This is a genomic window from Neobacillus sp. GCM10023253, from assembly GCF_042653105.1.
Lineage (GTDB): Bacteria > Bacillota > Bacilli > Bacillales > Cytobacillaceae > Neobacillus > Neobacillus citreus.
Genome location: NZ_JBHSHV010000018.1, coordinates 1 through 25741, shown reverse-complemented (window position 1 = coordinate 25741; position 25741 = coordinate 1). Strand labels below are relative to the sequence as shown.

Annotated in this window: 25 protein-coding genes; 18 read left to right on the top strand and 7 right to left on the bottom strand. The window is 38.1% G+C overall.

Going from position 1 to position 25741, the window contains the following annotated elements; all coding sequences use genetic code 11:
• Window positions 1–8 precede the first annotated feature (8 nt).
• The 6 genes from ACFPA1_RS20720 to ACFPA1_RS20695 all read left to right on the top strand — a co-directional run bounded on the left by ACFPA1_RS20720 (window position 9) and on the right by ACFPA1_RS20695 (window position 6841).
• On the top strand, window positions 9–911 hold the full coding sequence (locus ACFPA1_RS20720; RefSeq protein WP_378585146.1) for a hydroxymethylglutaryl-CoA lyase: 903 nt from the start codon (window positions 9–11) through the stop codon (window positions 909–911).
• Window positions 912–999: 88 nt separating this feature from the next.
• Window positions 1000–2058, top strand: a complete 1059-nt coding sequence (locus tag ACFPA1_RS20715; protein ID WP_378585144.1) for a DctP family TRAP transporter solute-binding subunit — start codon at window positions 1000–1002, stop codon at window positions 2056–2058.
• Between the two features lie 87 nt (window positions 2059–2145).
• The gene (locus ACFPA1_RS20710) at window positions 2146–2652 is read left to right on the top strand and encodes a TRAP transporter small permease (protein ID WP_378585143.1); all 507 of its coding nucleotides are present in this window, start codon (window positions 2146–2148) and stop codon (window positions 2650–2652) included.
• Window positions 2649–3929: a TRAP transporter large permease gene (locus ACFPA1_RS20705; RefSeq protein ID WP_378585141.1), complete on the top strand. Its 1281-nt coding sequence runs from the start codon at window positions 2649–2651 to the stop codon at window positions 3927–3929. Before ACFPA1_RS20710 ends, ACFPA1_RS20705 begins: the two co-directional genes overlap by 4 nt.
• Before the next feature lie 245 nt (window positions 3930–4174).
• Complete coding sequence (locus tag ACFPA1_RS20700; protein WP_378585140.1) at window positions 4175–6241, top strand: cation:proton antiporter; 2067 nt, start codon at window positions 4175–4177, stop codon at window positions 6239–6241.
• Window positions 6242–6610: 369 nt separating this feature from the next.
• A complete protein-coding gene (locus ACFPA1_RS20695) occupies window positions 6611–6841 on the top strand; it encodes a hypothetical protein (RefSeq protein ID WP_378585138.1) in 231 nt (76 codons plus the stop codon).
• A 316-nt stretch (window positions 6842–7157) separates the two neighbouring features.
• Here the strand turns inward: ACFPA1_RS20695 and ACFPA1_RS20690 are convergent, their stop codons facing one another.
• From ACFPA1_RS20690 to lspA, 3 genes are all read right to left on the bottom strand, one after another.
• Window positions 7158–7325: a hypothetical protein gene (locus tag ACFPA1_RS20690; RefSeq protein ID WP_213118486.1), complete on the bottom strand. Its 168-nt coding sequence runs from the start codon at window positions 7323–7325 to the stop codon at window positions 7158–7160.
• Between the two features lie 468 nt (window positions 7326–7793).
• Window positions 7794–8582: a YwqG family protein gene (locus ACFPA1_RS20685; RefSeq protein ID WP_378585136.1), complete on the bottom strand. Its 789-nt coding sequence runs from the start codon at window positions 8580–8582 to the stop codon at window positions 7794–7796.
• A 418-nt stretch (window positions 8583–9000) separates the two neighbouring features.
• Window positions 9001–9438 (bottom strand): signal peptidase II, encoded by a 438-nt coding sequence (lspA, locus tag ACFPA1_RS20680; RefSeq protein ID WP_378585134.1) that lies wholly within the window; start codon window positions 9436–9438, stop codon window positions 9001–9003.
• Window positions 9439–9851: 413 nt separating this feature from the next.
• Here lspA and ACFPA1_RS20675 point away from each other — a divergent pair, with 413 nt between their 5' ends.
• Together ACFPA1_RS20675 and ACFPA1_RS20670 are read left to right on the top strand one after the other, a co-directional pair.
• Window positions 9852–10595, top strand: a complete 744-nt coding sequence (locus tag ACFPA1_RS20675; RefSeq protein WP_213146250.1) for an SDR family NAD(P)-dependent oxidoreductase — start codon at window positions 9852–9854, stop codon at window positions 10593–10595.
• A 1081-nt stretch (window positions 10596–11676) separates the two neighbouring features.
• Window positions 11677–12237: a DoxX family membrane protein gene (locus ACFPA1_RS20670; RefSeq protein ID WP_378585132.1), complete on the top strand. Its 561-nt coding sequence runs from the start codon at window positions 11677–11679 to the stop codon at window positions 12235–12237.
• Between the two features lie 327 nt (window positions 12238–12564).
• On the opposite strand, the gene ACFPA1_RS20665 is transcribed toward ACFPA1_RS20670, so the two are convergent.
• The 3 genes from ACFPA1_RS20665 to ACFPA1_RS20655 all read right to left on the bottom strand — a co-directional run bounded on the left by ACFPA1_RS20665 (window position 12565) and on the right by ACFPA1_RS20655 (window position 14353).
• Window positions 12565–13131, bottom strand: coding sequence for a DUF421 domain-containing protein (locus ACFPA1_RS20665; protein ID WP_378585130.1), 567 nt, complete (start codon window positions 13129–13131; stop codon window positions 12565–12567).
• Between the two features lie 140 nt (window positions 13132–13271).
• Entirely contained in the window at window positions 13272–13868 is a 597-nt protein-coding gene (locus ACFPA1_RS20660; RefSeq protein ID WP_378585128.1) for a dienelactone hydrolase family protein, read from the bottom strand.
• Window positions 13869–13894: 26 nt separating this feature from the next.
• Window positions 13895–14353 (bottom strand): DUF523 domain-containing protein, encoded by a 459-nt coding sequence (locus ACFPA1_RS20655; RefSeq protein WP_378585127.1) that lies wholly within the window; start codon window positions 14351–14353, stop codon window positions 13895–13897.
• A 304-nt stretch (window positions 14354–14657) separates the two neighbouring features.
• Between ACFPA1_RS20655 and ACFPA1_RS20650 the strand changes: the two genes are divergently transcribed.
• The 7 genes from ACFPA1_RS20650 (at window position 14658) to ACFPA1_RS20620 (ending at window position 21393) form a co-directional block, all read left to right on the top strand.
• Window positions 14658–15308, top strand: coding sequence for an AroM family protein (locus ACFPA1_RS20650; RefSeq protein ID WP_378585126.1), 651 nt, complete (start codon window positions 14658–14660; stop codon window positions 15306–15308).
• A complete protein-coding gene (locus tag ACFPA1_RS20645; protein WP_378585124.1) occupies window positions 15301–16068 on the top strand; it encodes an IclR family transcriptional regulator in 768 nt (255 codons plus the stop codon). Before ACFPA1_RS20650 ends, ACFPA1_RS20645 begins: the two co-directional genes overlap by 8 nt.
• 12 nt (window positions 16069–16080) lie before the next feature.
• Complete coding sequence (locus tag ACFPA1_RS20640) at window positions 16081–17313, top strand: Zn-dependent hydrolase (RefSeq protein WP_378585123.1); 1233 nt, start codon at window positions 16081–16083, stop codon at window positions 17311–17313.
• Between the two features lie 184 nt (window positions 17314–17497).
• Window positions 17498–18229, top strand: a complete 732-nt coding sequence (locus ACFPA1_RS20635) for an IclR family transcriptional regulator (RefSeq protein WP_378585121.1) — start codon at window positions 17498–17500, stop codon at window positions 18227–18229.
• A 15-nt stretch (window positions 18230–18244) separates the two neighbouring features.
• Window positions 18245–19621 carry a dihydroorotase gene (locus ACFPA1_RS20630; RefSeq protein ID WP_378585120.1) on the top strand — a complete coding sequence of 459 codons (1377 nt, stop codon included), beginning with the start codon at window positions 18245–18247 and terminating at the stop codon, window positions 19619–19621.
• A gap of 93 nt (window positions 19622–19714) precedes the next feature.
• Window positions 19715–19912, top strand: a complete 198-nt coding sequence (locus ACFPA1_RS20625) for a DUF3311 domain-containing protein (protein WP_378585119.1) — start codon at window positions 19715–19717, stop codon at window positions 19910–19912.
• Window positions 19909–21393 (top strand): sodium:solute symporter family protein, encoded by a 1485-nt coding sequence (locus tag ACFPA1_RS20620; RefSeq protein ID WP_378585118.1) that lies wholly within the window; start codon window positions 19909–19911, stop codon window positions 21391–21393. Before ACFPA1_RS20625 ends, ACFPA1_RS20620 begins: the two co-directional genes overlap by 4 nt.
• 351 nt (window positions 21394–21744) lie before the next feature.
• Here the strand turns inward: ACFPA1_RS20620 and ACFPA1_RS20615 are convergent, their stop codons facing one another.
• Window positions 21745–22353 (bottom strand): TetR/AcrR family transcriptional regulator, encoded by a 609-nt coding sequence (locus tag ACFPA1_RS20615; protein WP_378585117.1) that lies wholly within the window; start codon window positions 22351–22353, stop codon window positions 21745–21747.
• A 195-nt stretch (window positions 22354–22548) separates the two neighbouring features.
• On the opposite strand from ACFPA1_RS20615, the gene ACFPA1_RS20610 reads away from it, so the two are divergent.
• From ACFPA1_RS20610 to ACFPA1_RS20600, 3 genes are all read left to right on the top strand, one after another.
• On the top strand, window positions 22549–23286 hold the full coding sequence (locus ACFPA1_RS20610; RefSeq protein WP_378585115.1) for an SDR family NAD(P)-dependent oxidoreductase: 738 nt from the start codon (window positions 22549–22551) through the stop codon (window positions 23284–23286).
• 110 nt (window positions 23287–23396) lie between these two features.
• Entirely contained in the window at window positions 23397–24182 is a 786-nt protein-coding gene (locus ACFPA1_RS20605) for an SDR family oxidoreductase (protein WP_378585114.1), read from the top strand.
• Window positions 24183–24397: 215 nt separating this feature from the next.
• Entirely contained in the window at window positions 24398–25567 is a 1170-nt protein-coding gene (locus ACFPA1_RS20600; RefSeq protein WP_378585332.1) for a GNAT family N-acetyltransferase, read from the top strand.
• Window positions 25568–25741 lie beyond the last annotated feature (174 nt).

Sequence of the window (25741 nt, the reverse complement as noted above, 5' to 3'; positions counted from 1 at the left end):
GGTGTCTTATGAATCTTCCGGATAAAGTAGAAATAATTGAAGTCGGACCTAGGGACGGGATTCAGAATGAATTTAATTTTATCCCGACCGAAAAGAAAATAGAGCTAATCAATGCACTTAGCAAAACTGGAATCAAACGGATGGAAGCAGTTTCTTTCGTTCATCCGAAATATGTGCCGCAAATGAAGGACGCAAAAGAAGTTCTAAACGGCATAGAAAAAAGCCCTTCCGTTCAATATATGGCGCTGATTCCTAATGAGAAGGGATATGACCGGGCGATAGAAAGCGATGTCCATTCACTATCACTGGTAGTAGGTGCAAGTGACAGCTTTAATTTAAAAAATGTAAAAATGAGCCGGGAGCAATCTATTACTAATCTTGCAACGGTAATCAAAAAAGCAAAAGCAAATGATATTTTTATCCGCTATAGTATTGCAACTGCTTTTTGGTGCCCGTTTGAGGGAAAAGTAGATGCTGATCTGGTTCTCAAAATGGTCGAGGAAGCAGAAATGCTAGGTGCAGATGAAATTGTTCTTGCCGACACCATTGGAAGAGCAAATCCAAAGCAGGTTTTTGAGTTATTTCAGGCTGCCCTTTCATTAAAAACAAAAGCAAGTATTTCTGCTCATTTTCACGATACATATGGCCTGGCACTTGGAAATGTTACGGCTGCCTTAGAAGCAGGGGTCACTCGGTTTGATGCTTCGATCGGCGGTCTTGGCGGGTGTCCATTTGCCCCTGGTGCAGCTGGTAATGCGGCAACAGAGGATCTTGTTTTCATGATGCATGAAATGGGCATTGATACGGGAATTGACTTCGAGCAGCTTCTAGCTTGCATCGAATTACTGAAACCATATACAAATCGGGAATTGACGGGTCATCTTCATAAAGTAAAAGGTTGCCAATCCTAAATAGAGGGACACAATAATTGAACACGATAGGAAGAACAGGGGATTTTGAGAGATTTATATTTAAATATTGAGAGGGAAGGGATGTAAAATGAAAAAGGTAATTTCAAGTTTTCTAGCCTTAATTTTATTAATGGGAATTTTGACAGCTTGTGGGGGAAAGGCAACAAATCAAGCAGCTTCTACAAAAGGGGAAAAAGCTGAAAGCAACAGCGGCGGAGACGGGTATGAAGAAGCTACCATTCGTTTAGCGTACAATCTTCCTCAAGATCATCACATTTCTGTGGGTATTGAAGAATTTGCAAAAAAGGTTACTGAAAAATCCGGCGGTAAGGTAAAAGTGCAAGTATATCCAGCTGGACAGTTGTTAAGTGATAAGGAAATGAACCAGTCGATCCTGACAGGCGGGGTAGAGATGGGATTAAACTCGTCAACACTTTGGGCTTCGACCGTTCCTGCCATGGGAATCTTTGACGTCCCTTATGTTTTTCATGATTATGACGCTGCTGGTAAAGCACTTTCAGGTGAAATGGGTAACAAACTAAAGTCTGCTATGGAACAAAAGGGTGCAAAGGTATTATTATTTGCTGACTATGGTTACGCTCAATTTGCTAATAATGTTAGACCGCTTAAATCTCCTGGAGATTTTAAAGGCTTAAAGATCAGAAGTATTGGCGAAATTCCATCAGAACTAATTAAAGCATATGGAGCTTCTCCAGTGTTTATGGGCGCCGGGGAAGTTTATATGGCATTACAGCGTAATACAGTTGATGGTGCAACATCTGGAACAACTGCGATGCTTCAAAGAAAATATGATGAAGTGGTTAAATATTTAACCATTAACAATTATGCATATTTGGAGTTTATTTTAGCCGTTAATAAAGGCTATTGGGATAAGCTTCCTGCCAAAACACAAAAGTTAATTGAGGAAACTGCCGCCGAAACAGAACACTCGATTCGTGAAAAAGCAAAGGCTGAAGATGCGAGAACTGCTAAAGAACTAGAAAAGAAGGGTGTAGAAGTTTACGTTGTTCCTAAAGAAGATCTAAAAGTTTGGAAGGACGCGGCTAAACCAGTATATGATATTTTCGAAAAACAAGCCGGAGATCTTGGTAAGGAACTTCTAGACCTTGCTGAAACGCAAAACTAAAATAGTAGATTTATATAATCACCTGGGAGGACATGTCTCCCGGGTGAATTTTAATAATGTCGTTTCTGACATAGTTTGGAGGCAAAAATGGATTTATTTAAGACACTTTATAAATTCATCGATAGAATCATTCGTCTTGGGGGAATCATTTCAGGCATATTCATAGTGCTTATGACAGGAATGATCTTTTATGAGATCGTGTCTCGTGCTATTTTCAATTCCCCAACGATCTTTGCGACAGAATTATCCATTTATTCGTTGATTGGAAGCTGTTTTATCGGAAGCGGATACGCGTTAAGAACCTTCTCACATATTACTGTGGATCTTGTAACAAATGCGGTGCCATTAAAAGTAAAAAATATTTTGGACGTGATCTCCAATCTTTTAGGGCTCCTTTTTAGTGTCATTTTCACATTTTACTCGATCCTGCATGTACAAGGGACTTATACAATCGGAACAACCTCCTCATCACTATTAAGGGTGCCGATGTATTTACCGGAAATGATGCTTCCTATCGGCGGGGTATTGCTTTGCATGGCCTTTATCTTACAAATCATTGATGGTTTTAGTCGGAAAGGAGAGACTCACGCATGAATATATTTTTCCTTGGAGGAATGGGGACTCTCCTATTAATTGGTCTGCCCGTTGCCTTTACTCTAGGCTTACTTACGATAGGCGGAATGTATTTCTTTAATGGCGGAACACTAGCTTTCAATCAAATACCGATTATTTCATATAAGGCATTAGATTCATTTGAGCTAACGGCTCTTCCGTTATATGTATTAATGAGCCAGATTTTATTAGTTTGCGGTGTAGGGAAAGATTTATATGAAATGGCCAGCAAATGGTTCAGACATTTACCTGGCGGGCTTGCTATTGGAACTATTTTCTGCTGTGCTATTTTTGCTGCTATATCAGGTTCAAGTGTGGCAACGGCTATAACCGTTGGTTCAGTGGCTATTCCAGAAATGGTTAAACGAGGCTATACGAAAAAATATGTTTTAGGTTTAGTAGCCGCAGGCGGTACATTAGGGATTTTGATCCCGCCTAGCGTTCCGATGATTCTTTATGGAAATATCACTGGAGAATCTGTAGGTAAACTTTTCATTGCAGGTATTGTTCCTGGATTAATCCTTACATTACTTTTCACCATTTTTGCCTCCTGGCAGACAAGACATATTAAGGAAAAAGCAGCCACATGGGCGGAAAGATTTGAGGCATCAAAAAAAGCAATATGGGGATTAATCCTGCCAGTTATCATTATTGGCGGTATTTATTCCGGCCTGTTTACACCAACAGAAGCGGCGGCAGTGGGGGTAGTCATTAGCTTATTAGTCGCTGGATTAGCCTATAGAAATTTAACGTTTAAAAATATGAAAGAAATCTTATTTTCAACAGTGCAAACAAATGCAATGATTCTTTTCATTATTGTTGGTGCCATGCTGCTTGGCTTTATTTTAACGGTTCTAAGAATCCCACAAACCATTACCGAAATGGCTACATCATGGGATGTTTCCCCTTGGGTCATTTTTATATTAATAAATATCGTATTGTTGATTCTAGGGTGTTTCTTGGAGACGGTTTCCATTATCGTGATTACTGTTCCAATTTTATATCCAATTATTACGTCGTTAGGTTTTGATCCAATCTGGTTCGCTATTATTTTGGTTGTTAATATGGAATTAGCATTAATTACACCACCTGTCGGTTTAAATTTATTCGTATTAAAGGGAGTAGACAAATCTGCCTCTATGTCAGAAATTGTTAAAGGTGTTTTTTCATATGCGATAATCATGGTATTATTCATCGGACTGCTTGCGCTATTCCCAGAAATAGTCACATTCCTTACTAATACGGGGAATATAAAATAAGGAACAGTACTTGACCGGCATCATTAGGATGCCGGTTTTTTTGTGACGGGCAGGGTAAATTTTGTAAAAATTGTTAAGGAAATTTTACACTTAATAATCTGTACATACGGCAACGGTTCCATTAAGTGATCTTAAAGTTAAAAAAGTTAGCTGTACAATTTTAACGAATGATACCAGTGCTTTTCTAATAGGTTTATAAATATCCGATCATAACAGTTGAGGTTTGACGAAAGTGAGGAGGATTTATGATGCCTATACCACTGAAGGAGCCAGTTCTAATTTTTGGTTTAGCTGTGTTAATTTTTCTGCTGTTCCCTATACTCATGGGAAAATTAAAAGTGCCTGCAATTATCGGTCCCATTATCGCGGGAATTATTATCGGACCAAACGGGCTGGAAATATTGGCACGTGATTCAACAATCGAATTGCTTGGAACAGTCGGATTGTTGTTTATCATGTTTATAGCAGGACTTGAGCTGGATCTAGATGGTTTCAAAAGATACAGAAATCGCAGTATTTTATTTGGCTTACTCACGTTTTCAATCCCTTTAATTCTTGGAGTCATATTAGGTTTATGGCTGAATCTCAGTATATTATCGGCCATTTTATTTGGTACCATTTTTTCCTCCCATACGCCTTTAGGGTATCCCGCCATAAGCCGGCTTGGCATTGCGAAAAACAAAGCTGTGACAACAGTGATTGGCGGTACATTATTAACAGATAGTCTAGCTATGCTGTTTCTTGCTGTCATAACAGGGGCAGCTGAAGGCCATTTAAACTTTGGATTTTGGATGTACTTGATTATTGCAACAACGCTCTTTGCTGTAGTTGTTCTCCTAATCACCCCTTCCCTGACAAAGTGGTTCTTTAAACGCTCCAATAATGAAGGAACGATCGAATTTAACTTCGTCTTGGCCATTCTATTCGTCGCCGGGGCGATATCATTATTTGTGGGCTTGGAACCAATTATTGGAGCATTCTTGGCCGGTTTAGCCCTGAATCGATACATTTATGATCATGGTCCATTAATGAACAGAATCAGATTTACGGCAAATGCATTGTTTATTCCCTTCTTCTTATTATCCGTGGGTATGTTAATGGATCTTCGTGTTCTTGTAACCAGCTCCGATGCGATCCTACTAACCTTGTTAATCCCAATTGTAGCGATTGGCAGTAAACTGTTTGCCAGTTGGACAACAGGGAAAGTATATGGTTATTCCACAGCGGAAAGGAAGGTAATGTTTGGGCTTTCTACATCACATGCAGCAGCAACCTTAGCCATAACACTTGTTGGATATCGCCTTGGTTTATTTGACCAGCAAATCATAAATGCTGTCATTATTATTATTTTAGTTACGTGTATTATGGGCCCGTACTTCTGCGAAAAATATGGCAGGAAATTAGCCATTGCACGAGAGGAATCGGTAATGGATGAAACACTTCCTGAGCGTATATTAATCCCGATGGTAAATCCAGATACAATGGAATCCCTGTTGGATTTAGGATTTGTCGTAAAAAAGGCAAAAAAGACAGAAGAGCCGCTTTACCCATTATCAGTCGTTCAAAAAGACTTAAAACAAGCAAACAATGAAGTAGCTCAAGCAGAAAGAATGCTTGAACACTCCGTCATGTATGCATCAGGGGCAGATGTTGCTGTTAAGCTGTTGACACGGGTGGATTATAATATTGGAAGAGGGATCGAACGCGCCGCTACGGAAGAACGAATCACAACCATCATTGTGGGGTGGGATGGCAAAAGCGAAGGAGGCCGAAAAATCTTCGGGAGAGTCATTGATAATTTCCTTGAACATACGTATCAACGCTCGCTTATAACCACTATCAAGCAACCGTTAAATACGATTGAAAGGGTCATTCTTTTGTTGCCCAATAATATCGTGCACAAACCAGGTTTTGCTGATTCCATATCCATTATGAAGAGCATTGCCTCACAGCTCAGTGCTACAATGAAGGGTCTCGTCATTCGTGATGATTTAGACATGTATGAAAAGACATCTCAGCAAGTACACCCTAATGTAAAAATCGAGTTCGAATCCATCGATAGCTGGAACTCCTTTTATAAAAATCATTTAAATAATGTTAAATCAACGGATCTTGTGATGGTAGTAAGTGCCAGAAGGGGGACTGTAGCATGGCACCCGGAACTGGAGGCTTTACCCAAAAAAATTGCTTCAATGTATCTTGAAAACTTCATTGTGTTCTACCCAACAGAAATGAAGGAAACAGACATTCGTGGTTCACGGGGTACTGAGATCCCAAAGGAATTGCTCTTTAAGAAAGATTATGATGATTAAATGACACTTTTAATATTGGAATTACTGGAAAAAACGATAACAACACGATTAAAATAAAAATTCTAATCTATTTAAAGTTTAGGGGAGATATTCATCAATCTAGATGGTTGAAAATGACCCCACGAGCAATAGTTATGGTCACTTATCCAAAATATAGCGAATACTGAAGAAACACAATTATTTAATGACCCAACGTGGCTTTTTTTATTGTCAAACCGGCCTGTTTCGTGTAACAAGAAAAAAGTAAAATTCTAGACTTTTGCTAATAAAAGTACAATGAAGAAAAGTTTACAAATAGGCAAATATCTATTCCTTTGTAAATAGGGACACATACACTATTTTTGAAACAAATTGAGGAGGAGATATAAAATGGAAAGACAATTCTTTGGAAGCGGTATGGGTTATGGTATGGGTATGGGATATGGAGGCTACCCTGGTTATGGTATGGGATATGGAGGCTACCCTGGTTATGGTATGGGATATGGAGGATATCCTGGTTACGGTATGGGTTATGGAGGGTACCCATTCCATCACGGATTTGACGGTTACCCGTTCCATCATGGGTATGGCGGCTATCCATTCCATCATGGTTGCTGTTAGAAATGGTTTGAATTTTTAAGAAAATGTTTAGTATCATGACGCAAAAAACAATTGCAAAATTGGTTAAACAGCTAATCAATAATACAAATGAAAGCAAATAGGATTAGTTTGATTTTGATATATAATAGTCCCAGCTACTTGGGGTTAAAGATTCAGCTGCCATTTTTGGCGGCTGTTTCTTATCAAGCAAACGGAATTCTTATGTTAAAGATGGGATGTCTGCGGCGATTCCGTTTTCTTATTGTCTAACAGGGCAGTTGAAGAATCAATTAATGATTAACTTTGCATTTGACCAAGAAATGCGAAGCAGGGGGAGTTACCTCCCCCATAGTCTTGTGGTATTAAGTGGTACTATAACTCGTCCGTTTATTTGTTTATGAATGATTGGGTTTTTAAAAGGATCATATTCCTCACTATCATTAACAGAGGAACGCGCCCGAACATCTATACCTAATATGCTTCGGATGCCATTGCTGTTTGTCATACAATCATCTCCTTCTATAGGTATTGATGTAATTATTTTCTTTTAAACAATAAAAAATACATAAAAAAGATGGATAATATAAAGCTAAAGTTATCCTTATTTGATCTAAATGCGAAGTAAAAAAAGAAGCGTTTTAGGCGCTTCAATTAAAAGGAACTTCTCCATGTCCTATATTATTTGCTGTGAATAATTTATGTATTTGCTTCTACATTTTAAAGATTTTCTTTGGGGTTGTAACAATAAATTTATCATTGCGTCTTCTGTAAATTCCTTGTGGATAAAAAAAAGCATCAAATGATGCTTTTGGGGGATAAACTCATTTAGAGTTTAATAATGGATTATTATATTTTATTTTATGTTAAGAACATTGAAATAGCTTGGGCGAACATTAAATCTTTTTAAATTAATACATTATACTGTTACGCAGTTCGGTGAAGACCTTTTAGCAACTTCATGCTCTTTCAAGTATTAAAAACACTGTAAGGTGAACCTTACTCTATCAAATTGCTTATTCGCTAATTCTTCTTCTTTGATACAGAAGTAAAGCAGCCCGCAATCGCCCCACATCACCCCTAAATCCTCTTCATCGGAGTCGATTTGGAACAATAATACCGGTTCCTTTTCGTCGTCGTAAAGCTCTTCAAACACATCGTTTTGCACGTTAAATGGTTCGCCAAGCATGTAGTGAGCGGGGGATGTGTTGCCTTCTTCATCTTCCTGCTGCATTAATTCTTGACGAAAGTTCCAAAAGCGCTCTTCGTCGTCTTCGTTTTCAAATGTAAGATTAGCAGGATTTTCAGATATCGTAGAGACGTTCTTGAAATTCACCTGGTATGCATTTAATGGATAATAGTCATTGGTGATCTCCGGATATTCTTTTCTTTTCAATGCGGTCAAATCACCATCAAAATAAAGTACTTTAAAGCATCCCTCATCCTCTTCAAAGCCCCAAGGCTGCTCAGCGACATCGTAAAAAAGATACAATATCCCGTTGCTCGGAAGCAAGTTATCTTTATCATATGGCTTTATTTCTTTAAGGTTAAATTGGCCGACAAACGTTAAGTAGCCTTTATCATATTTGGGGAATTCCATTTCATCAGGCAGATCTGGCAAACCTCCTAATTTCGAAGAACCAATTGGAATAAACGCGTTTACCTTTGTTTTTTCTATTTTAATAGAACTCTTCAATGCTAAGATAATATCTGATTTTTTATGGTACAACCCATATTCGCGAAGTAATGTGTCAATGTGCTGCATAAAACAGAATCCCCCTTTTTCAGCCGTTTTTTTACAACTATCAAAAATCAGCTTTAAATGTATTATATAAAAAATTTCAAAGCTTGTTTGTAACGTTTTGGTAAATGCTGATTATAAGCACTGCATATGGTCATCGTACTGTTGATTACTTATATAAATTGATAACATAATTTCGTAACTTTCTGTGGTATAATTATCCAAAACAAATGGAGGTTCGCAAATGAATGCAATTTTTCCAATCGTAACTTTCTTATTTTACATAGTTCCTATTGTATTTGTGATTTGGTTTCTGGTTAAATTCCTTAATATACAGCAGGAAAAAAATAATATTTTAAGAACTATAGCTGACAAGCTAGATAAGCTAAATAAGTAGACGGGAAACACCGTCTCTTAATCGCCAAAGCATTTGCAGGAGAATCTAGTCCTTATTTTTCAACCATCTAACGACCCCATAAATAATAAGCAGGAACGCCCCCATCTCGATTGCATGGTCGGCCAAGTTAAGAATTCCACCGGAGCGAATTATAAAATCTGTCACCTGCCCAAACAAAAGTCTATCAATGCCATTTCCAATCGCTCCTCCGACTAGGAATCCAAAACTACTATCGATGAGGGCACCCTTCATTTCTTCGTTTCTTCGAAAATATAAAACACCTATTACAAAAATCACAGCTACAACCCCGAAGAGTCGTGCATTACCTTGAAATAACCCTCCTGCCATTCCGCTATTTTCGATATGTGTGAGGTGTACTCCCCATAATGAAAATGTTTCATTGATATCAATGTAGGCCCGAATTAGAAACTTAGAAAGCTGATCCATCATAATAACGAGGATGGCAATTATATAAAATAGCATATATTGTCCTTCTTTCCTGCAGAATAACTTGCATCCTAATCATCATTATAATGGGAGGCTATGGGAGAAGTAATTGGTTGTAATTATTCATATTTTGTTGAATGAAATTATCTCAAATTCGAGACATTTTGTTTGACTAATACAAATTCGAGGGATATTATGGTTACATAAAGTATATTAGATAACTAAAAGTTACTTAATGTATAGTACCAAAAGCAAAAAAGGCATGCCAATACAGTAGATCTACTGAGATTTATTTTTTGTTGAATAGTAATTATATATTGAAGCCGGCTAATTCTAAAATAAAAAATATTCCGTTGACAAATAATAGTTGTGAGGTCGATAAGTTAGTTGATTTTTCCTTACAGTTGTTAAAAGTATATAATTTTTATATAAAATTGGAGGAATGCATCATGGGTAAACTAGACGGTAAAGTAGCCATTATTACAGGGGCAGCACAAGGTATGGGTGCTATGCATGCTCGTAAATTCGTGGAAGAAGGAGCAAAAGTAGCCATTACTGACCTTAACTTGGAGGGTGCACAAAAACTAGCCGATGAATTAGGGGAAAACGCAATCGCACTTAAATTAGATGTTGCTAGTGAAGAGAATTGGATAGAAGTTGTAACAAAAACAGAAGAAACCTTTGGTCCTATCAATGTGTTAGTAAATAACGCAGGGATTGGTATCTTCAAAACATTGGAAGAACTAACTGTCAAAGACTTTGAATTAACATTTAAAGTAGATGAGCTTGGAGTATTCCTAGGAATGCAAAAAGTAGTGCCTTCTATGAAAAAAGCTGGTGTAGGTTCCATTGTTAATATTTCATCTGTAGATGGTTTGGTGAGTGCACCAACGGCTATTGCTTATAGTGCTTCTAAACATGCTGTAACTGGTATGACAAAAGGTGCAGCTGCTGAGCTTGGACAATATAACATCCGTGTAAATTCTGTACATCCAGGAATTATCAAAACTCCTATGGCTGACCAACCAGATGTAGAAGAATATCTAAAGCAACTTGAACAAGATATTCCTCTAAGAAGAAGAGCAGAAGTAGAAGAAGTATCTAATTTAGTTATATACCTTGCTTCTGATGATTCAAGCTATTCAACTGGAGCCCAATTTGTAGTAGATGGCGGAATGATCTCTGACTTATAATTGATAAAAACAACTCATGGTTGGAAAAGAAAAATAAGGATGCATGGGGACGGTTCTTTTGCATCATTTTAGCTGTTCTCAGCTCAATTGCCGGAGATGGACCCTAAACCGGCATAGTAAGAAAAGAAATAGGTTTGTTACACTATTTGGCGCATTTCTATTAAGAAGAAATGCGCCAAATTTTATTTTTGAAAAATAAATTTAAGAAATTTATTCGGTAAAGCTGAGAGAAAAAAGGGGTTTCAAGCTTCACATTCCTAATGACTCTTTCACAAAAGCATTTAAATAGTCGACATTGGTCATTTTTTTATTGCATTCGCTGCCATCGGCGCAAATAAGATTGCCAATCGACTTGTAATAATCAGGGTTTTTAGGTTTTTTTGCTTTCGTTACCGTGGAAACATAGGCAACTTCACCAAAGCAATTACAGAAGGAACAAAGGTTCTTTTTGAAAAATAAGGTGCAAAGCCAACATATTAGAAAAGCTTATTCAGCGATAAAATTAAATGTCTCGCCCCATGCAAAGTATCGCCTTTCCAATAATAGGCTTTACATGAGTGGAAGAAGTACCAGACAATCTAACGTGATTCTCCATCTGTAAGCACCCCCTTTAATTTGTAATTATAGCGAAAATCATTATTTGTTTGAATCGTTTTAGGCTATTTTTAAATAAGTCTTTTTTTATTACATAAACCGCCTGATAGAGGTCTTTTGTATCAGGCGTCGAAATAGTATAAAAGTTAGGGTTCCATTGTTTACTTCCGGAAATCGCAGCCCATTCGTTATACAGCTACTTACTCCCACGCACAGCATACATATCGTTAACTTCCGAGCGAAACATCATCCACAAGATTTTGAGGAAGATTTAAAAGCCTGACACTACTGGAAGAACATTATTAAAAATAGTAACAGCTGAATTTCTGCTACATTCGTGTAACAAATAGTTTCATTTGTTAAAATTTTTTTGCTTTTGTTTGAATTTATTTTAAGAGATTGTTAAATCTTGAACAATCCTCCCTGAAGCCAAAATACATTTGCTATGCTGTGGATGTATCGAAACTAAATTGCGGAGGTGTTGTTAATGTTAGTAAATTGGTTAAGACAAAGCAAAACTGCATCTGGTATTTTAACTGTTCTTCGTTTATATCTTAGTTACGTTTGGCTCACGGCGGGGTGGCACAAATTATCAAGCGGAGATTTTGACGCTTCGGGATTTTTAAAAGGAGCAATCGCTAACCCAGTTAAAGGTCCTGACGGTGCGGTTGTTTTTGGCTGGTATGTTGATTTCTTAAAACATGTTGCATTGCCTAATGCCCATATCTTCAATACGATTATTCCTTTAGGTGAATTTCTTGTTGGTTTAGGATTATTACTAGGATGCTTAACAACAGCTGCCATGTTCTTTGGTCTATTGATGAACTTCTCTTATTTATTTGCTGGAACGATTTCTTCGAACCCATTAGATATTTTATTAGGAGTTATAATCCTATTTGCAGGCGCTAATGCTGGAAGAATCGGACTAGACGGCTGGATAAAGCCATTCATTAGAAAAACAGTACTTAAACGCAAAGTAAAAGGCAACAACCAAACCGTAAAAGATAACCAATCAGTCATAGACAATAAACCTGTCAACCTAAATTAGATGCATGGGGACGGTTCTTTTGCTTCATTTTCAGTCGTTTTCAGCTGCATTTGCCGGAGATGGAACCTGAACCGGCACTGCGGAATGGGACAAGAGAACCGTCCCTATGCATCATTCAAGAGGGAAAGCCTCCATCACGAGTTTGAATGACGCAAAACAAAGGTAAGAGGCATATTTTCAGGCGAAGCATTAATTTAGTGATTGAACAAACGACAGCGTAACCGCCGCTGTTTTGTCAATCTGTGAAACCAAAAAGACCTGCCATCAGGCGGCTTGAAAAAAATAAACACAGCAATCTCATCAAGAGTGCTGTGAGCCCTAATATTTTTAACTTGAATTGTCGCGAAATAAATCAATATACAGGTTTCCTTTTGATCCTACAACAGCGTAGGAAATTTCAGAGACCTGAACGTTTCTCTTTTTTAATTCTGCCAAGAACCAGTCTTTATCGTAATCGTGGGATAGAGAACCACTTACTTCTAAAATGGCACATTCAACTTCTTCTATATTAAAGATATCTTTTCCTCGTAATGCCTGTGTAAGCATATCTAAAGAATAACCAAACTTCTTAAGTGATGCTTCCAGGATTTTTCCCTCTTGAATTAAGAAAATTGGTTTTCCTGCAATCCATTCTTTATAGCGGTGTTTTTTAACAGTGAGGGTATTCAATGTGAAAATAACGGCACCCATTATAACGAATGAAAGGATAAAATACCGGAACTTAATATTTATATTGAATGCTAGATTTCCTGCAATGGTTCCCATTGTAATCGTAGCGATGAAAAGGTGATACGTCTTTTGAAATATGGTCTGTTTCCCAAGAATATGTAAAAAAACCCATAAGATGATAAATGCAGTTAAGGTTCTAAAGATGATTTCTAAAGATACTGGCATCACTGTTCTCCCTTGCAAAAGTCAAACCTTGGCATCTTAAGTTAAAGATATTATGTTCTTCCTGCAAGTGGATTATCCGGTGTGTTCATATTTCATAAACTATCCATTTTAAATTAAAAAATGTAAATACGAACGTTCCCTTAATGGTGTTTCTTTAAAAATTTCAACACTTCGTTAAAAGCATTTTGAAATGATTGTTCATTAAATTTAGCAGAGTGCGGGTCACTAAATCCGTGTTGACCGTTAAATTTATGGATCTCGATATTTTTTTGAACAAGGTTTGAAATTAACTGATCCACATTAAAGGATTGTTCCTCTTCTGGAAAGAATAAAACCGTTGGACATTGCGGCACGATTTGTTGGTAATTTCTAATTCTCGAACCATAATAGGCAACGACTCCATCCAGACAATCTTCCTCACTGCACAGCCAAGCAGCAGTTGCGCCAACGCTAAATCCAATAAGATATATTTTTTCGTAATCGTTTTTAACATCTAACAATAGGTTCTTTATTTTTTTAACAGCTTCGGAGAAACCTACATTGTTCATAAAATGATGGTAGGCAATCTCTTCTTCAGAATAAGTAAAAGGTTGTTCTCGCTCTAACAAGTTCGGGCAGATCACATCAAAATCGTGTGTTGATAATAAATTACAAAAGTCTTCCATATGTTGATTAATGCCATAGATTTCGTGTATGACAATAATCAACTGACTTGAATTCTTCAGTATTTGGAGCATTTTATCCCCCATAAAGTGTCAATATTTTAAAGTAAGCTTTCCGCAAATTGCTCTTCGGAAATGACTTTAAATCCATTTCTTTTTAGTAAGGCAGAAGTGACTCCTATTCCCTCTATTTTTTCGCCAATAAATCTGCCGTTATAGATCATCGAACTCCCGCAGGACGGACTGTTTTCCTTAAGAACCACTAAAGTCGCCTTTATTTCTTTTGCTTTTTCAAGTGCAGCATAAGCTCCGTTTAGATAAAGCTGGGTAACATCATTTCCTGATTGATCTACTACTTTCGCCTTACCATCCAGAACATCTTCACCGTTACCGTCTATGATTTCAGCAGGCGCTCTTGGCGTTGAAAAGCCGCCAAGTAATTCTGGACAAATGGTAATTGCTTTATTTTCCTCTACTAGTTTCCTAATTTCATTATTTAAACTATGTGTACCGTTATATCGCACTTCCAACCCCGCTAAACACGAACTCACCAATATCATTACAATCCCCCCCCTCAATGTAAATTTTAGCATATTTCACAGGGGGATCTTCTTGCTTTTTGGTATAGGGAATGATTGTAATAGGTAAAGAAAACCGTTACTTTGGAAAGTAAACGCCGAAAATGGCAGTTGGATTTTAAGCAAGGGTTACACAGTTCTACCATCATTCTCGTACTCCTCCCAAATCTAATTTGATTTTTAGTAAATTGACAATCCCAATTCCATTCGATAATATTTTTATTATAGATAAAATAGAAACAACTATTTCTATAATAGAAACAAAATTCAAAGTTGGGGGGATAGGATGATAACGTTACTAACAATTGGCCAAACTCCAAGAGAGGACTTAATGAAGGCTTTTCATTTAGGTGGAGTAGATGAGCTGCAGCTGATTGGCGCCCTGGATGATGTTTCTCAGGAAAAAATCAATTGGTTAGCAAACCAGCCAGGGGAAGAAAAATTATATGTTGTTTTAAAAAATGGAATGGCAAATATTAATCACCAGCTAATCGAGCAGAAAATTGAAAAATTAATAAAAGAATACGAGAAATCATCTGATGCTATTGCCGTTCTTTGTATGAGTGAGTTTGAATGCACATCCAATCAAACTCCGATTATTTATCCAGTTAAAGAGATGAAAGAAGCCGTGGCAGGAATTCAAAGTGATGATTCGACTGTCATTTTTGTTCCAATCACAGAGCAGCTAAAATCAGCTCAAGTGAAATGGAGCAATGTAATGGGGAAAAAGTATTTTGCAGCTGTTCATCCTAAATCACCTGCTGTCCTAGATGAAATCGAGAAAGAAATTGAATTCTATCAAGCAAATCATATTATTATGGATTGTTATGGATATGATTATGAATTAGTTGCAAAAATTGAAAATAAATATCCTTGTTCTTGTCATAACGTACAGCATCTTGTTGTGCAGAAAGTGAAGAAGGTTAAGCATGACTAAAGAAAGTTCAGAAATTTTATTAACTTTAGATAAAGGATTACAAGTAATAAAATATCTATCCATGATTAATCGGCCCATATCTGTTGGAGAATTATCAAAAGAAGTAGATATTAATAAATCAACAATGTTCAGAATTTTAAAAACCCTACAAAGAAGAGGCTTTGTTTTTCAACAGGAAAATGGGGATTATGGTTTAAGAGCAGAGGAATTTTATCTCATTGTTGACCGTTTTGACCAAAATGAGGCCCTCCAAAGGGCGCTTAGGCCAGAGCTGGAGCAATTATCTAAAAAATGTGAAGAGACTGTAACACTTTCAGCTCTTGTTGAAGAAAACGTGGAATGTATTGATAAAATTGACAGCCAGCAGTCCGTGCATGTTACCCAAGTCGTGGGAAGATATTCTCCTTTACATGCTGCAGCATCAGGAAAGGCTGTATTAGCCTTTCTTCCCCAGCCGAAAGTAGAAAAGATCATCAGTAAAGGGGATTTGCAAAGATTTACAGAAGCGACAACCGTTTCAAAAGAGAAACTTCTAGAGGATTTAAAGGAAATAAAAGCGAGGGGCTTTGCTGTTAGCCATGGGGAACTCGATATTGGAGTTAGTGCGGTAGCCGCTCCTATTTTTGCTAAATCGGGAATAGTAGTAGGTTCGGTCAGTATACTGGGATTTAGTCAAAAATTTACTGAAGAAACAATAGATAATTTATCTGAAATTATATTAGAAACAGCTGGTAACATGTCAGCTTTATTAAACTATTAATGGGGTGGAGAAATGGAATTGATCAACAAGGAAAGATTATGGGAAACGGTTCATGCTTTAGCAGCCATTACAATCGAAGGGAAACCATGGACAAGACGATCTTTTACGGCTAAATATAACGAAGGCCGGGAATGGCTGAAAAATCAAATGCAGGATATCGGCTTAGAAGTTGAGGTGGATGCTGCAGCGAATGTCATTGGACGTTTGATTGGGACTGAACCGAACCTGCCGTCCATTGTGATTGGTTCCCATACGGATACGGTTCCAGACGGAGGAAGATTTGATGGAATCGCCGGGGTTCTTGCAGGACTAGAAATTGTTCAATCTTTAAAAGAACAAAACATTCAGCTTAAACATACGATTGAAATTGTCGATTTTACTGCCGAAGAGCCTTCTGAATATGGGTTATCGACTGTTGGTAGCCGAGCTTGGTCTGGGAACTTGACAACGGAAATGTTGTCTTATACCAATGCAGATGGTCAATCTTTAGCGGAAGCCATCTCTTTTGCCGGGGGAAATCCAAAGGAAATTAATAAGTGTCTAAAAGAAAAAGATGAGATTGCTTTATACCTGGAGCTGCATATTGAACAGGGGCCGGTCCTAATAAATAAGAATGCCAATTTAGGTGTTGTGACCGGGATTGTTGGAATACAACGTTTTAAGATTTTCGTAGATGGATTACCAAATCATGCTGGAACAACACCGATGGATATGAGGAATGATGCGCTTACAGCTGCGTCTGAAATGACGTTGGCTATCGAGCGAATTGCCGGGAAAAAGTATGAACAGCCCGTTGTTGGCACGGTTGGGGTCTTTAATAATTTTCCGAATGCCTCCAATGTTGTACCAGGAAAAGTAGAATTTCAAGTTGAGATTCGCAGTATTTCTGAAGAAGTAATTGATCAGGTAGCTAGTCAATTTTTATCAGAAGCGAACTCGATTGCCAGCAGGAGAAATGTAGGTTTGAAGACCGAAAAAGTTTCACGTTCAAAAGCGATCATTGTCCGTGATGAAATTAAGCACCTATTAGAGAACTCATGCAGAACGGTTACAGACAAAGTCATTGAGCTGCCGAGCGGAGCAGGGCATGATGCGAATCAAATGTCCTTGCTTGCTCCGGTAGGGATGATTTTTATACCATGCAAAGATGGAAGAAGCCACTGCCCGGAAGAATGGGCTGAGAAAGAAGATTTGTATTTGGGAACAAAAGCCTTGTTGAGTGCTGTTCTGGAGTTTTCTAAATAAAGCTGTCCATTATTTTTGAATTTTTCGGAGGTTCAGTAACCTTGTTATTTTAAGGTTATTGGGCCTTTTTTAAATTTAATTTTCAGATAATGGAGAATAATACCGCTTGCAAGAAAGATTAAAAATATGTATTATCAAATATAGATAATACATTATCAATATTTGATAAAAAGAAGGTAATATCGTGAGTGCAGAAAAAACGTTGGAAATTTTAGAGTTGTTTGATTTTGAATCAAGAACGCTTTCTGTTCCAGAAATCGCAGCGAAGTTACAACAACCGCAAAGTTCCGTATATCGACATATGCGAGTACTGAAGGAAAAAGGATACATTATTGAGTATTCACCAGGACTGTATAGTTTAGGCTATATTTTTTTAAAGTTAGCGAAAATTGTCAAAATGGATATTAATTTGCCAGCCGTTGCTCAAGATGCAATGAGGGAATTAACAAGGGCAACAGGAGAAACCTCTATTTTACTTGTCCCCTCCAATTTACAAGCGGTTTGTTTAGCATCTGTTCCATCAGGGCATCCAATAAAGGTTTCCTCTGAACAGGGGACAATTGTCCCTCTTTATGGAGGTGCCTCCTCAAAAGCATTACTAGCCTATATGGGGGACCGTGTTGTTGAAGAAATATTTAACACAAATATGGTTAAAAGGCACACGGAACACACCATTTTAAGCATAGATGAAATGAAAAATCATTTAGCAGATATTCGAGAAAAAGGCTATGCAGTTTCAGTAAGTGAAATTGACTACGGTGTTACCGCATATGGAATGCCAATCTTTGATAGTGATGGTAAGTTAGTTGCTTCTTTGAGTATTGCAGGACCAAAGGAACGCTTGGAAAACAAAAGGGTGGAGGAAATTGTAATCGCACTCAAAGATGCAGTTGAAAAAATACAAGATCAAATTTAACCGGAGGGATGAAACATGAATAAAGTAGATCGCATCATTAGGGGAAAAATCGTTTTAAAGGATTCCGTTATTCAGGGTGAGGTGGGAATTAACGAAGGGAAAATCGTAAGTATTCATGAAGGAACGGGAAATTTAGATTCTGACAACATCAAGGACTTTGGTGAGTCGTACGTATTTCCTGGAGTCATTGATGTGCATGTGCACTGTTTTAGTAACCCGAATGAGGGCTTTGTCTCAACAAGTACTTCCGCAGCAGCAGGTGGGATTACCACATTCCTGGATATGCCGTACGATCTTCCAAACCCAATCAATAATGTCGAGATATTCAAAAAGAAAGTGGAGCAGTTAGAGAAGGAAGCAGTTGTAGATATTTGCTTATGGGGGACGATTTCCAAGCGGAATGGAACAGATCAAATCATTCCATTAGCAGAAGCTGGAGCAGTTGCTTTTAAGATGTCTACTTTTGAAACAGATGAGTATCGTTTTCCGCGCATTCCTGATACGGAAATCTTGAAAGCAATGAAGTTAATTGAACAGACTGGGCTAAGAGCGGCGTTCCATTCGGAAAACGATGAAATCATTGTGGATTTGATTGATCAATATGTAAAGGAAGGCAAGGTTTACCCTAAGGCTCATAACGAAACTCGTCCGCCATTGACGGAAACGAGTGCAGTGTTGAAGTTAATGGAATTTGCGTACTGGACGGGCGTAAAGCTGCACATTGTCCATGTGAGTCACCCAAGAACGATTGATTTAATTAAGCAATTCCAAGCACAAGGCGTAAAAGTAAGCTGTGAAACTTGTTATCCATATTTGTTAATGGATGTGGAAGATTTAGAAAAATACGGGCCGGTTGCGAAAAACAATCCGCCATTAAGGGAAAAAGAAGAAGTTCAGGGCTTATGGAAGCATATTGAAGAAGGAAACATCGATCTAATCTCTTCTGATCATGCTCCTTGGAGTGCAGAACAAAAAATAAAAGGGAATGAAAATATTTTTCTTGCCTCTTCCGGACTTCCTGGTGTTGAAATTATGACACCATTAATGTTTAACAGTACTGTTTCCAATGGAAGACTATCACCGAATGAATTTGCCAATTTAATGTCTACTCATCCTGCAGAAGTATTTTCGATTCCAGGAAAAGGGCAGATTAGTATTGGATACGATGCTGACTTCACTGTGATCAATCCAAATCAAAAAATGGTCATCGACCAGAATTCATTTAGATCTTTTTCAAAACTATCTCCATTTGACGGACAGGAATTAAATTGTAAGGTGATTTCAACGATTGTACGTGGGGTAGAGGTTTTTGATGGGGAGAATGTAACGCAGAATCCTGGATATGGTAAGTTTGTTCCTGGTTCTGCAGCAAAAGCAGCTATATCTTTATAAGCATAAGCAGGTAACCACCATTCAGATGGCGTAAGCCGTCATCTGAGTGGCTTTTATAAAAATATTAAAATGAATAAAGAGGAGATGAAAAGGATGAAGCCATATTATCTATTAGCAATCTTGCCTTTTATCGCCATACTGGGGGGAGCGGCTTTTGTTAATAAAGTGGAGCCGTATGTGTTGGGAATACCATTCTTCCTATTTTGGATTATTATTTGGGCTATTCTTTGTTCCGTAATTATGGTCATTATTTATCGATTAGATCCTATTAATAAGGGGGAGGGAAAATGAATCCAGCACTAATCATTATTTGTTTATTCTTAGTCCTAAGTATTGTTTTAGGTCTCCTCGCTAAACGTGGGAAAGAGATGGGGATGGAGCAATGGGCAGTAGGAGGACGCGGGTTTGGGGGAATATTTGTCTTCTTACTATTAGCGGGTGAAACCTATTCTGTTTTTACGTTATTGGGTACCAGTGGTTTAGCCTTTAATAATGGGGCAGCAGCGTTTTATTTGCTCGCTTTTACAGCTTTAGGAACCATTACATCCTACTGGATTTTACCTCCAATTTGGAGATACGCAAAAGAAAACAATGTCGTCTCTCAATCTCAGTTCTTCTCAAAAAAATATAATAGTAAAGGACTCGGAGTTTTTGTTGCTATTGTAGGGGTAGTTGCATTGATTCCGTATATTACCATTCTATTTAAGTCCATGGGAATTCTCGTTGCTGCTACTTCCTATGGAGCCATTCCTTCAACTGCTGCAATATGGGTAGGGATGATTGCCTTACTGGTTTACGTTATGGCATCGGGAATCCATGGATCCGCTTGGACATCTACCGTTAAAGATTTCTTAATATTCTTTGTTATTCTATTTTTAGGAATTTACCTGCCAATTCATTATCATGGAAGTATTGGAGGACTGTTCCATGCAGTCAATGAAGTAAAACCGCATGCACTTACACTGCCTGCTAAAGGATTAAGTGTACCATGGTTTATTTCCACAGTTGCGATTAGCGCATTTGCCTACTTTATGTGGCCACATAATGCTCCAACCATCTATGCATCGAAAAATGAAAAGGCCTTCCGTTTAAACGCTGTCTTGCTTCCGATTTATGCACTCATGGTGTTATTTGTTTACTTTGTCGGCTTTACCGCAATCGTTGAACTTCCAGGTTTAGAAAAAGGTGATTTTGCTTTATTAGAGCTCTCGATTAAAACGTTTGATCCGTGGTTTGTCGGAATTATCGGGGCAACTGGATTACTAGCAACACTCGTTCCGGGTTCCATGATGTTAATGTCGGCTGCCACCATGATTACCACGAACGTAATTGAACCGTTAAAATCTGATATCTCGGATAAAAGCAAAGCATTTACTGCAAAAGGATTTGTTGTTCTATTATCTATCATTTGTGCCTTCTTTTCGATGAGTGACAGTAATACCTTGGCTACTTTATATTTGACATCTTTCAGTTTGATTACACAAATGGCTCCTTCCTTATATTTAAGTTTAAGGAAGAAAAATAACATTACGAAATATGGTTCTGGAATGGGCATGTTCGTCGGAGTCGCGATTGTTGTCTATGTTACTTTTACGAAAACGACTATGGCTATGCTTTTTCCAACCCTTCCTAGCGCCATTCAAGATTTAAATATTGGAATTGTTGCCCTTGCAGCCAATATTGTGATTATGTTTACAGTGAGTTTTTTTACAAAAAAGACTCTTGTTAGTGACAAAAAAGATGGAGATAATTTAACTTCTGCGGCCAGCTAACACAAGGTAAGATATAATACGGGTATTTATATTTAGTAAAATGCGGCTGACTCAAGGGGCGTTGAAAGACGACTTATTTGAGTCAGTTTTTAATTTGTCTTTAAGGCCCCCGGAATACTCTCGGATAGGGCAGATTTACTCTCGGATAAACCGGCAGTACTCTCGGATAAACGGAAAATACTCTCAGTAGCGCAGAATACTCTCGGTTAGAATAGAAAAACTCTCGGATAAGACAGATTTACTCTCGGATAAACTGGTAATACTCTCAAGAAACATGAGGGCTTTTCAGCAATTTCAGGCGTTTCACATGGACCAGCATGCAGAATGAGGCAGAAGAACCGTCCCTCTGCCTCATTTATTATGTCCAACATATTGAAATGAGTAAATATGGGTTTTTGTTAGCTCAATGGCTTCTTGGATAAATGCTTCTGGAGTTTCTTTGAAGCCATTTTCGATCCAATTCTGGAGGAGTCCATAAAAGCCATAGGCTGTATAGCGTTTAAAATAATCCATATTAACTGGGATATTGTTGATCGTTTCGAAAATAAATTGTTCCTTATAGATTTTTATGATAGTTTGAGGGAACCGAGTATGCAATCCTGGTAGAGTGTCATCGTAGTTGAACAATGTGAAAAAATTCTGATTTTTATAGATGTAAGAAACGATATTAAAAGATGGGGCACCTATCTTGGCTGTAAAAACCTTTTGACCAGGTACATAGGCTTTGCCTACTGAATTTTCTAACCCCTGAAGCATGGATACCAGTAAATCCTCGGCCAATTCAAGTTTATCTGTGTAATGGATATAAAAGGTGCTGCGGTTATAGGCAGCGTGATCAACAATGTCTTTTACTGTAACGGAATGGTACCCTTTTTCTTTTATGAGTTCAATCAGTGCTTGCTTTAAATGTGCTTTTGTTCGATTTTGTCGTTGAGATGTCGTAGTTTGTTCATTATTCATGAATAAACCTCCATTAATATAGACAAATTAAACCTATGTGTCTAAATAGTAGACACTTAATGATATCTTAATGATTGTTAAATGTGAACAAAATAGTACAATTTAATTGTGGACAAAAAAGCACAGATAATAGATATATCTATTATTTTTCTCTAGACTGTGCTAAAGAATTCTTGAATACGAGGAGGATTTAGGATGGGAAAATTACAAGACAAAGTAGCTGTGATTACCGGTGGAGCATCTGGTATTGGAGCAGCAACAGCACGTTTATTCGTTTCAGAAGGAGCCAAAGTGGTTCTTGTTGATTTAAATGAGGAAAAAGGTAAAGCTTTTGAAGCAGAATTGAAAACGCTTAATGCGGAAGCTCTTTTTATAAAAGCAAATATTACGAGTGAAGAAGAGGTTGCCAATATCTTTAAACAAACTGTTGAAACATTTGGCAAAGTGGATGTGGTCTTCAACAATGCGGGTATTGGACGTGTACATCCTTCACATGAGTTAGAATACTCAGAATGGCGCAACACCGTAAATGTTGACTTAGATGGTGTCTTCTTAGTAGCACGTGAATCCATCCGTGAAATGTTAAAAACAGGCGGCGGTGCGATTGTCAATACGGCATCCATGTACGGTTGGGTTGGATCACCAGGTTCAGCAGCTTATAACGCGGCAAAAGGCGGCGTGATTAACTTAACTCGTTCCCTTGCACTTGAATATGCAGAACAAAATATTCGTGTTAATGCATTATGCCCTGGTTTTATCGACACACCAATTATCCCTGAAGAAAGCAAGCAGGCTTTGGCTGCAGTCACACCAATGAAACGTCTGGGGAAAGCAGAAGAAATGGCAAAAGCAGTATTATTCATGGCTTCTGATGATTCTTCATTCATGACTGGTAATAGTTTGACTGTTGATGGCGGGTATACGGCGCAATAATAAATCCTGTGAATTAAGTGTAAATGATGACCTTTCATGGGTATATATCTTTAATGTGAGATAATTTATTTCGAAATATTTTTTTTAAAAAACAAAGGGAGGAAATTTCCATGAGTAATCGTTTTGATGGGAAAGTGGTATTAATTACAGGAGCAGGTTCTGGTTTAGGCCAAGCTTCAGCTTTACAAGTTGCAAAAGAAGGAGCCAAACTTTCGCTTGTAGATTTAAACGCTGCTTCATTAGAAGAAACGAAAAGACAAGTCTTAGAAGTTGCACCAAACGCAGAAGTATTACTGATCACTGCGAATGTGGCAGACGAACAAGCGGTTCAAAATTATGTAAATGAAACAGTTGAGAAATTTGGGAAAATCGATGGTTTCTTCAACAATGCAGGAATCGAAGGAAAACAAAACCTGACAGAGGATTTTGGCATTGATGAATTCCAAAAAGTAGTCGGCGTCAATTTAAATGGTGTGTTTTATGGTATGAAACACGTATTGAAAGTCATGAGAGAACAAGGCTTTGGCTCTATTGTTAATACTGCTTCTGTTGGTGGTATTCGCGGTGTAGGTAACCAATCTGGCTATGCAGCAAGCAAACATGGCGTGGTCGGCTTAACAAGAAACTCTGGAATTGAATACGGTCAATACGGAATCAGCATCAAAGCCATCGCACCAGGCGCCATCATGACACCGATGGTCGAAGGTTCATTAAAACAAATGGATCCAGATAACTGGGAAGAGGTAGGAAAACAATTTGTTCAGCCAAACCCAATGAAACGTTTCGGTAAACCAGAAGAAGTGGGCTATTTAGTGGCATTCCTGCTATCTGACCAAGCCAACTTCATCAACGCAACCGTTATTCCAATTGATGGCGGACAATCTTATAAATACTAAGAAGTGTGGAGATGGTTCTCCTGCTTCAACTAATCTAGCGATAGGCGCATTTCTATAACAAGAAATGCGCCTGTTTTTATTTTTAGAGGAAAGGAACCAGGGGAAACGGGCAAGGTATGCGGTGCAAGGTCTGTTAGGTTTTGGTAAAATTGGTTATGGATGCATTATTTTAAAAAAATACATCCAATGAATGAAAAGGGGTGGGCCTATTGTTAGTGAGAGAAGTGACTGAAGAAGAATACCTAGAAACTATGAAACTATCTGAATACGCATTCCAATATAAGGTTCCAGAGGACAGTATACCGGCTCGGAAAGAAGCATTGAAGAACCACAAAATTTTAGGAATCTGGGATGAGGACAATCTGGCTGCCAAACTACATATTATCCCGTTAAGCGTTTATATGATGGATGCTGAATGGAAAATGGGCGGCATTGCCGGAGTCGCTACCTACCCGGAATACCGAAGAACCGGTTACGTCAAATCACTCATGATCGAATCCTTAAAACAGATGCATGATGATAATCAGATCGTATCTCTTTTACACCCGTTTGATATCGGTTTTTATCGGAAATATGGGTGGGAGATATTAAGTGATAAGAAAAAGGTGACGATTGAAAAAATCAATCTGAAGTTCCTCGAACCACAGCAGGGTTTAATAAAAAGATATTCAAAAGATACCCATAATGAGGAGATAGAAAGGATTTATCAGCAGTTTTGCAGTCAGTATACAGGGATGCTGAAGCGTGAGACCGATTGGTGGAAGCGGAGCGTGTATGATGATCATTCCCAGCTTGCTGTCTATTACCGTTCCGAACACGAGGCTTTGGGTTATATGCTGTATCATGTAAAGGATCAAAAAATGGAGGTGCAGGAGCTCGTTGCACTTGAACATGAAGCTAGAATTGGGCTATGGAATTTTCTCTGCCAGCATGATTCCATGGTTGACACAGTGACGATGGAACTTGCTGGTCATGATCCGTTTCCTTACTTTCTGCCGCAGCCGAATGTGGAACAGAAGGTAACGCCTTATTTTATGGCAAGGGTCGTGGATGCTGAGGAATGCTTAAAGAGATTTCCGTTCCTGCATGAAAATGAGTCCCTATTCCTGCATCTCGAAGATTCACACGCACCATGGAATAATGGCAGCTACCTGCTCGGTAACGGAGAAATAAAGATGTTTAAAGAAAAAACAGGCAGCCAATGTGTCCATCCCCCTAAAAAAGGGATTCAACTCAACATCAATTCCCTATCAGCCATCCTATTTGGCTACAAAAGGCCAAGGGAACTTTATGAAATGGGCTACTTAAAAGGCTCCAAGAATGAGATTGAACTTTTTGAAAAGAAAGTCTCGCCAATCAAATCAGCATTTTTTGATTTCTTTTGATGCATGGGGACGGTTCTTATGCATCATTTTTAGTCGTCTTCAGTCCGTGCTCCGAAGACGGAACCTGAATCAGCACCTCAGAATGAGACAAGAGAACCGTCCGAGACCACTGAAAAACATTTCCAAATAAGTGGAAATGAGATGTATTTTTCTGAATAAATAAATAAAAAAGCC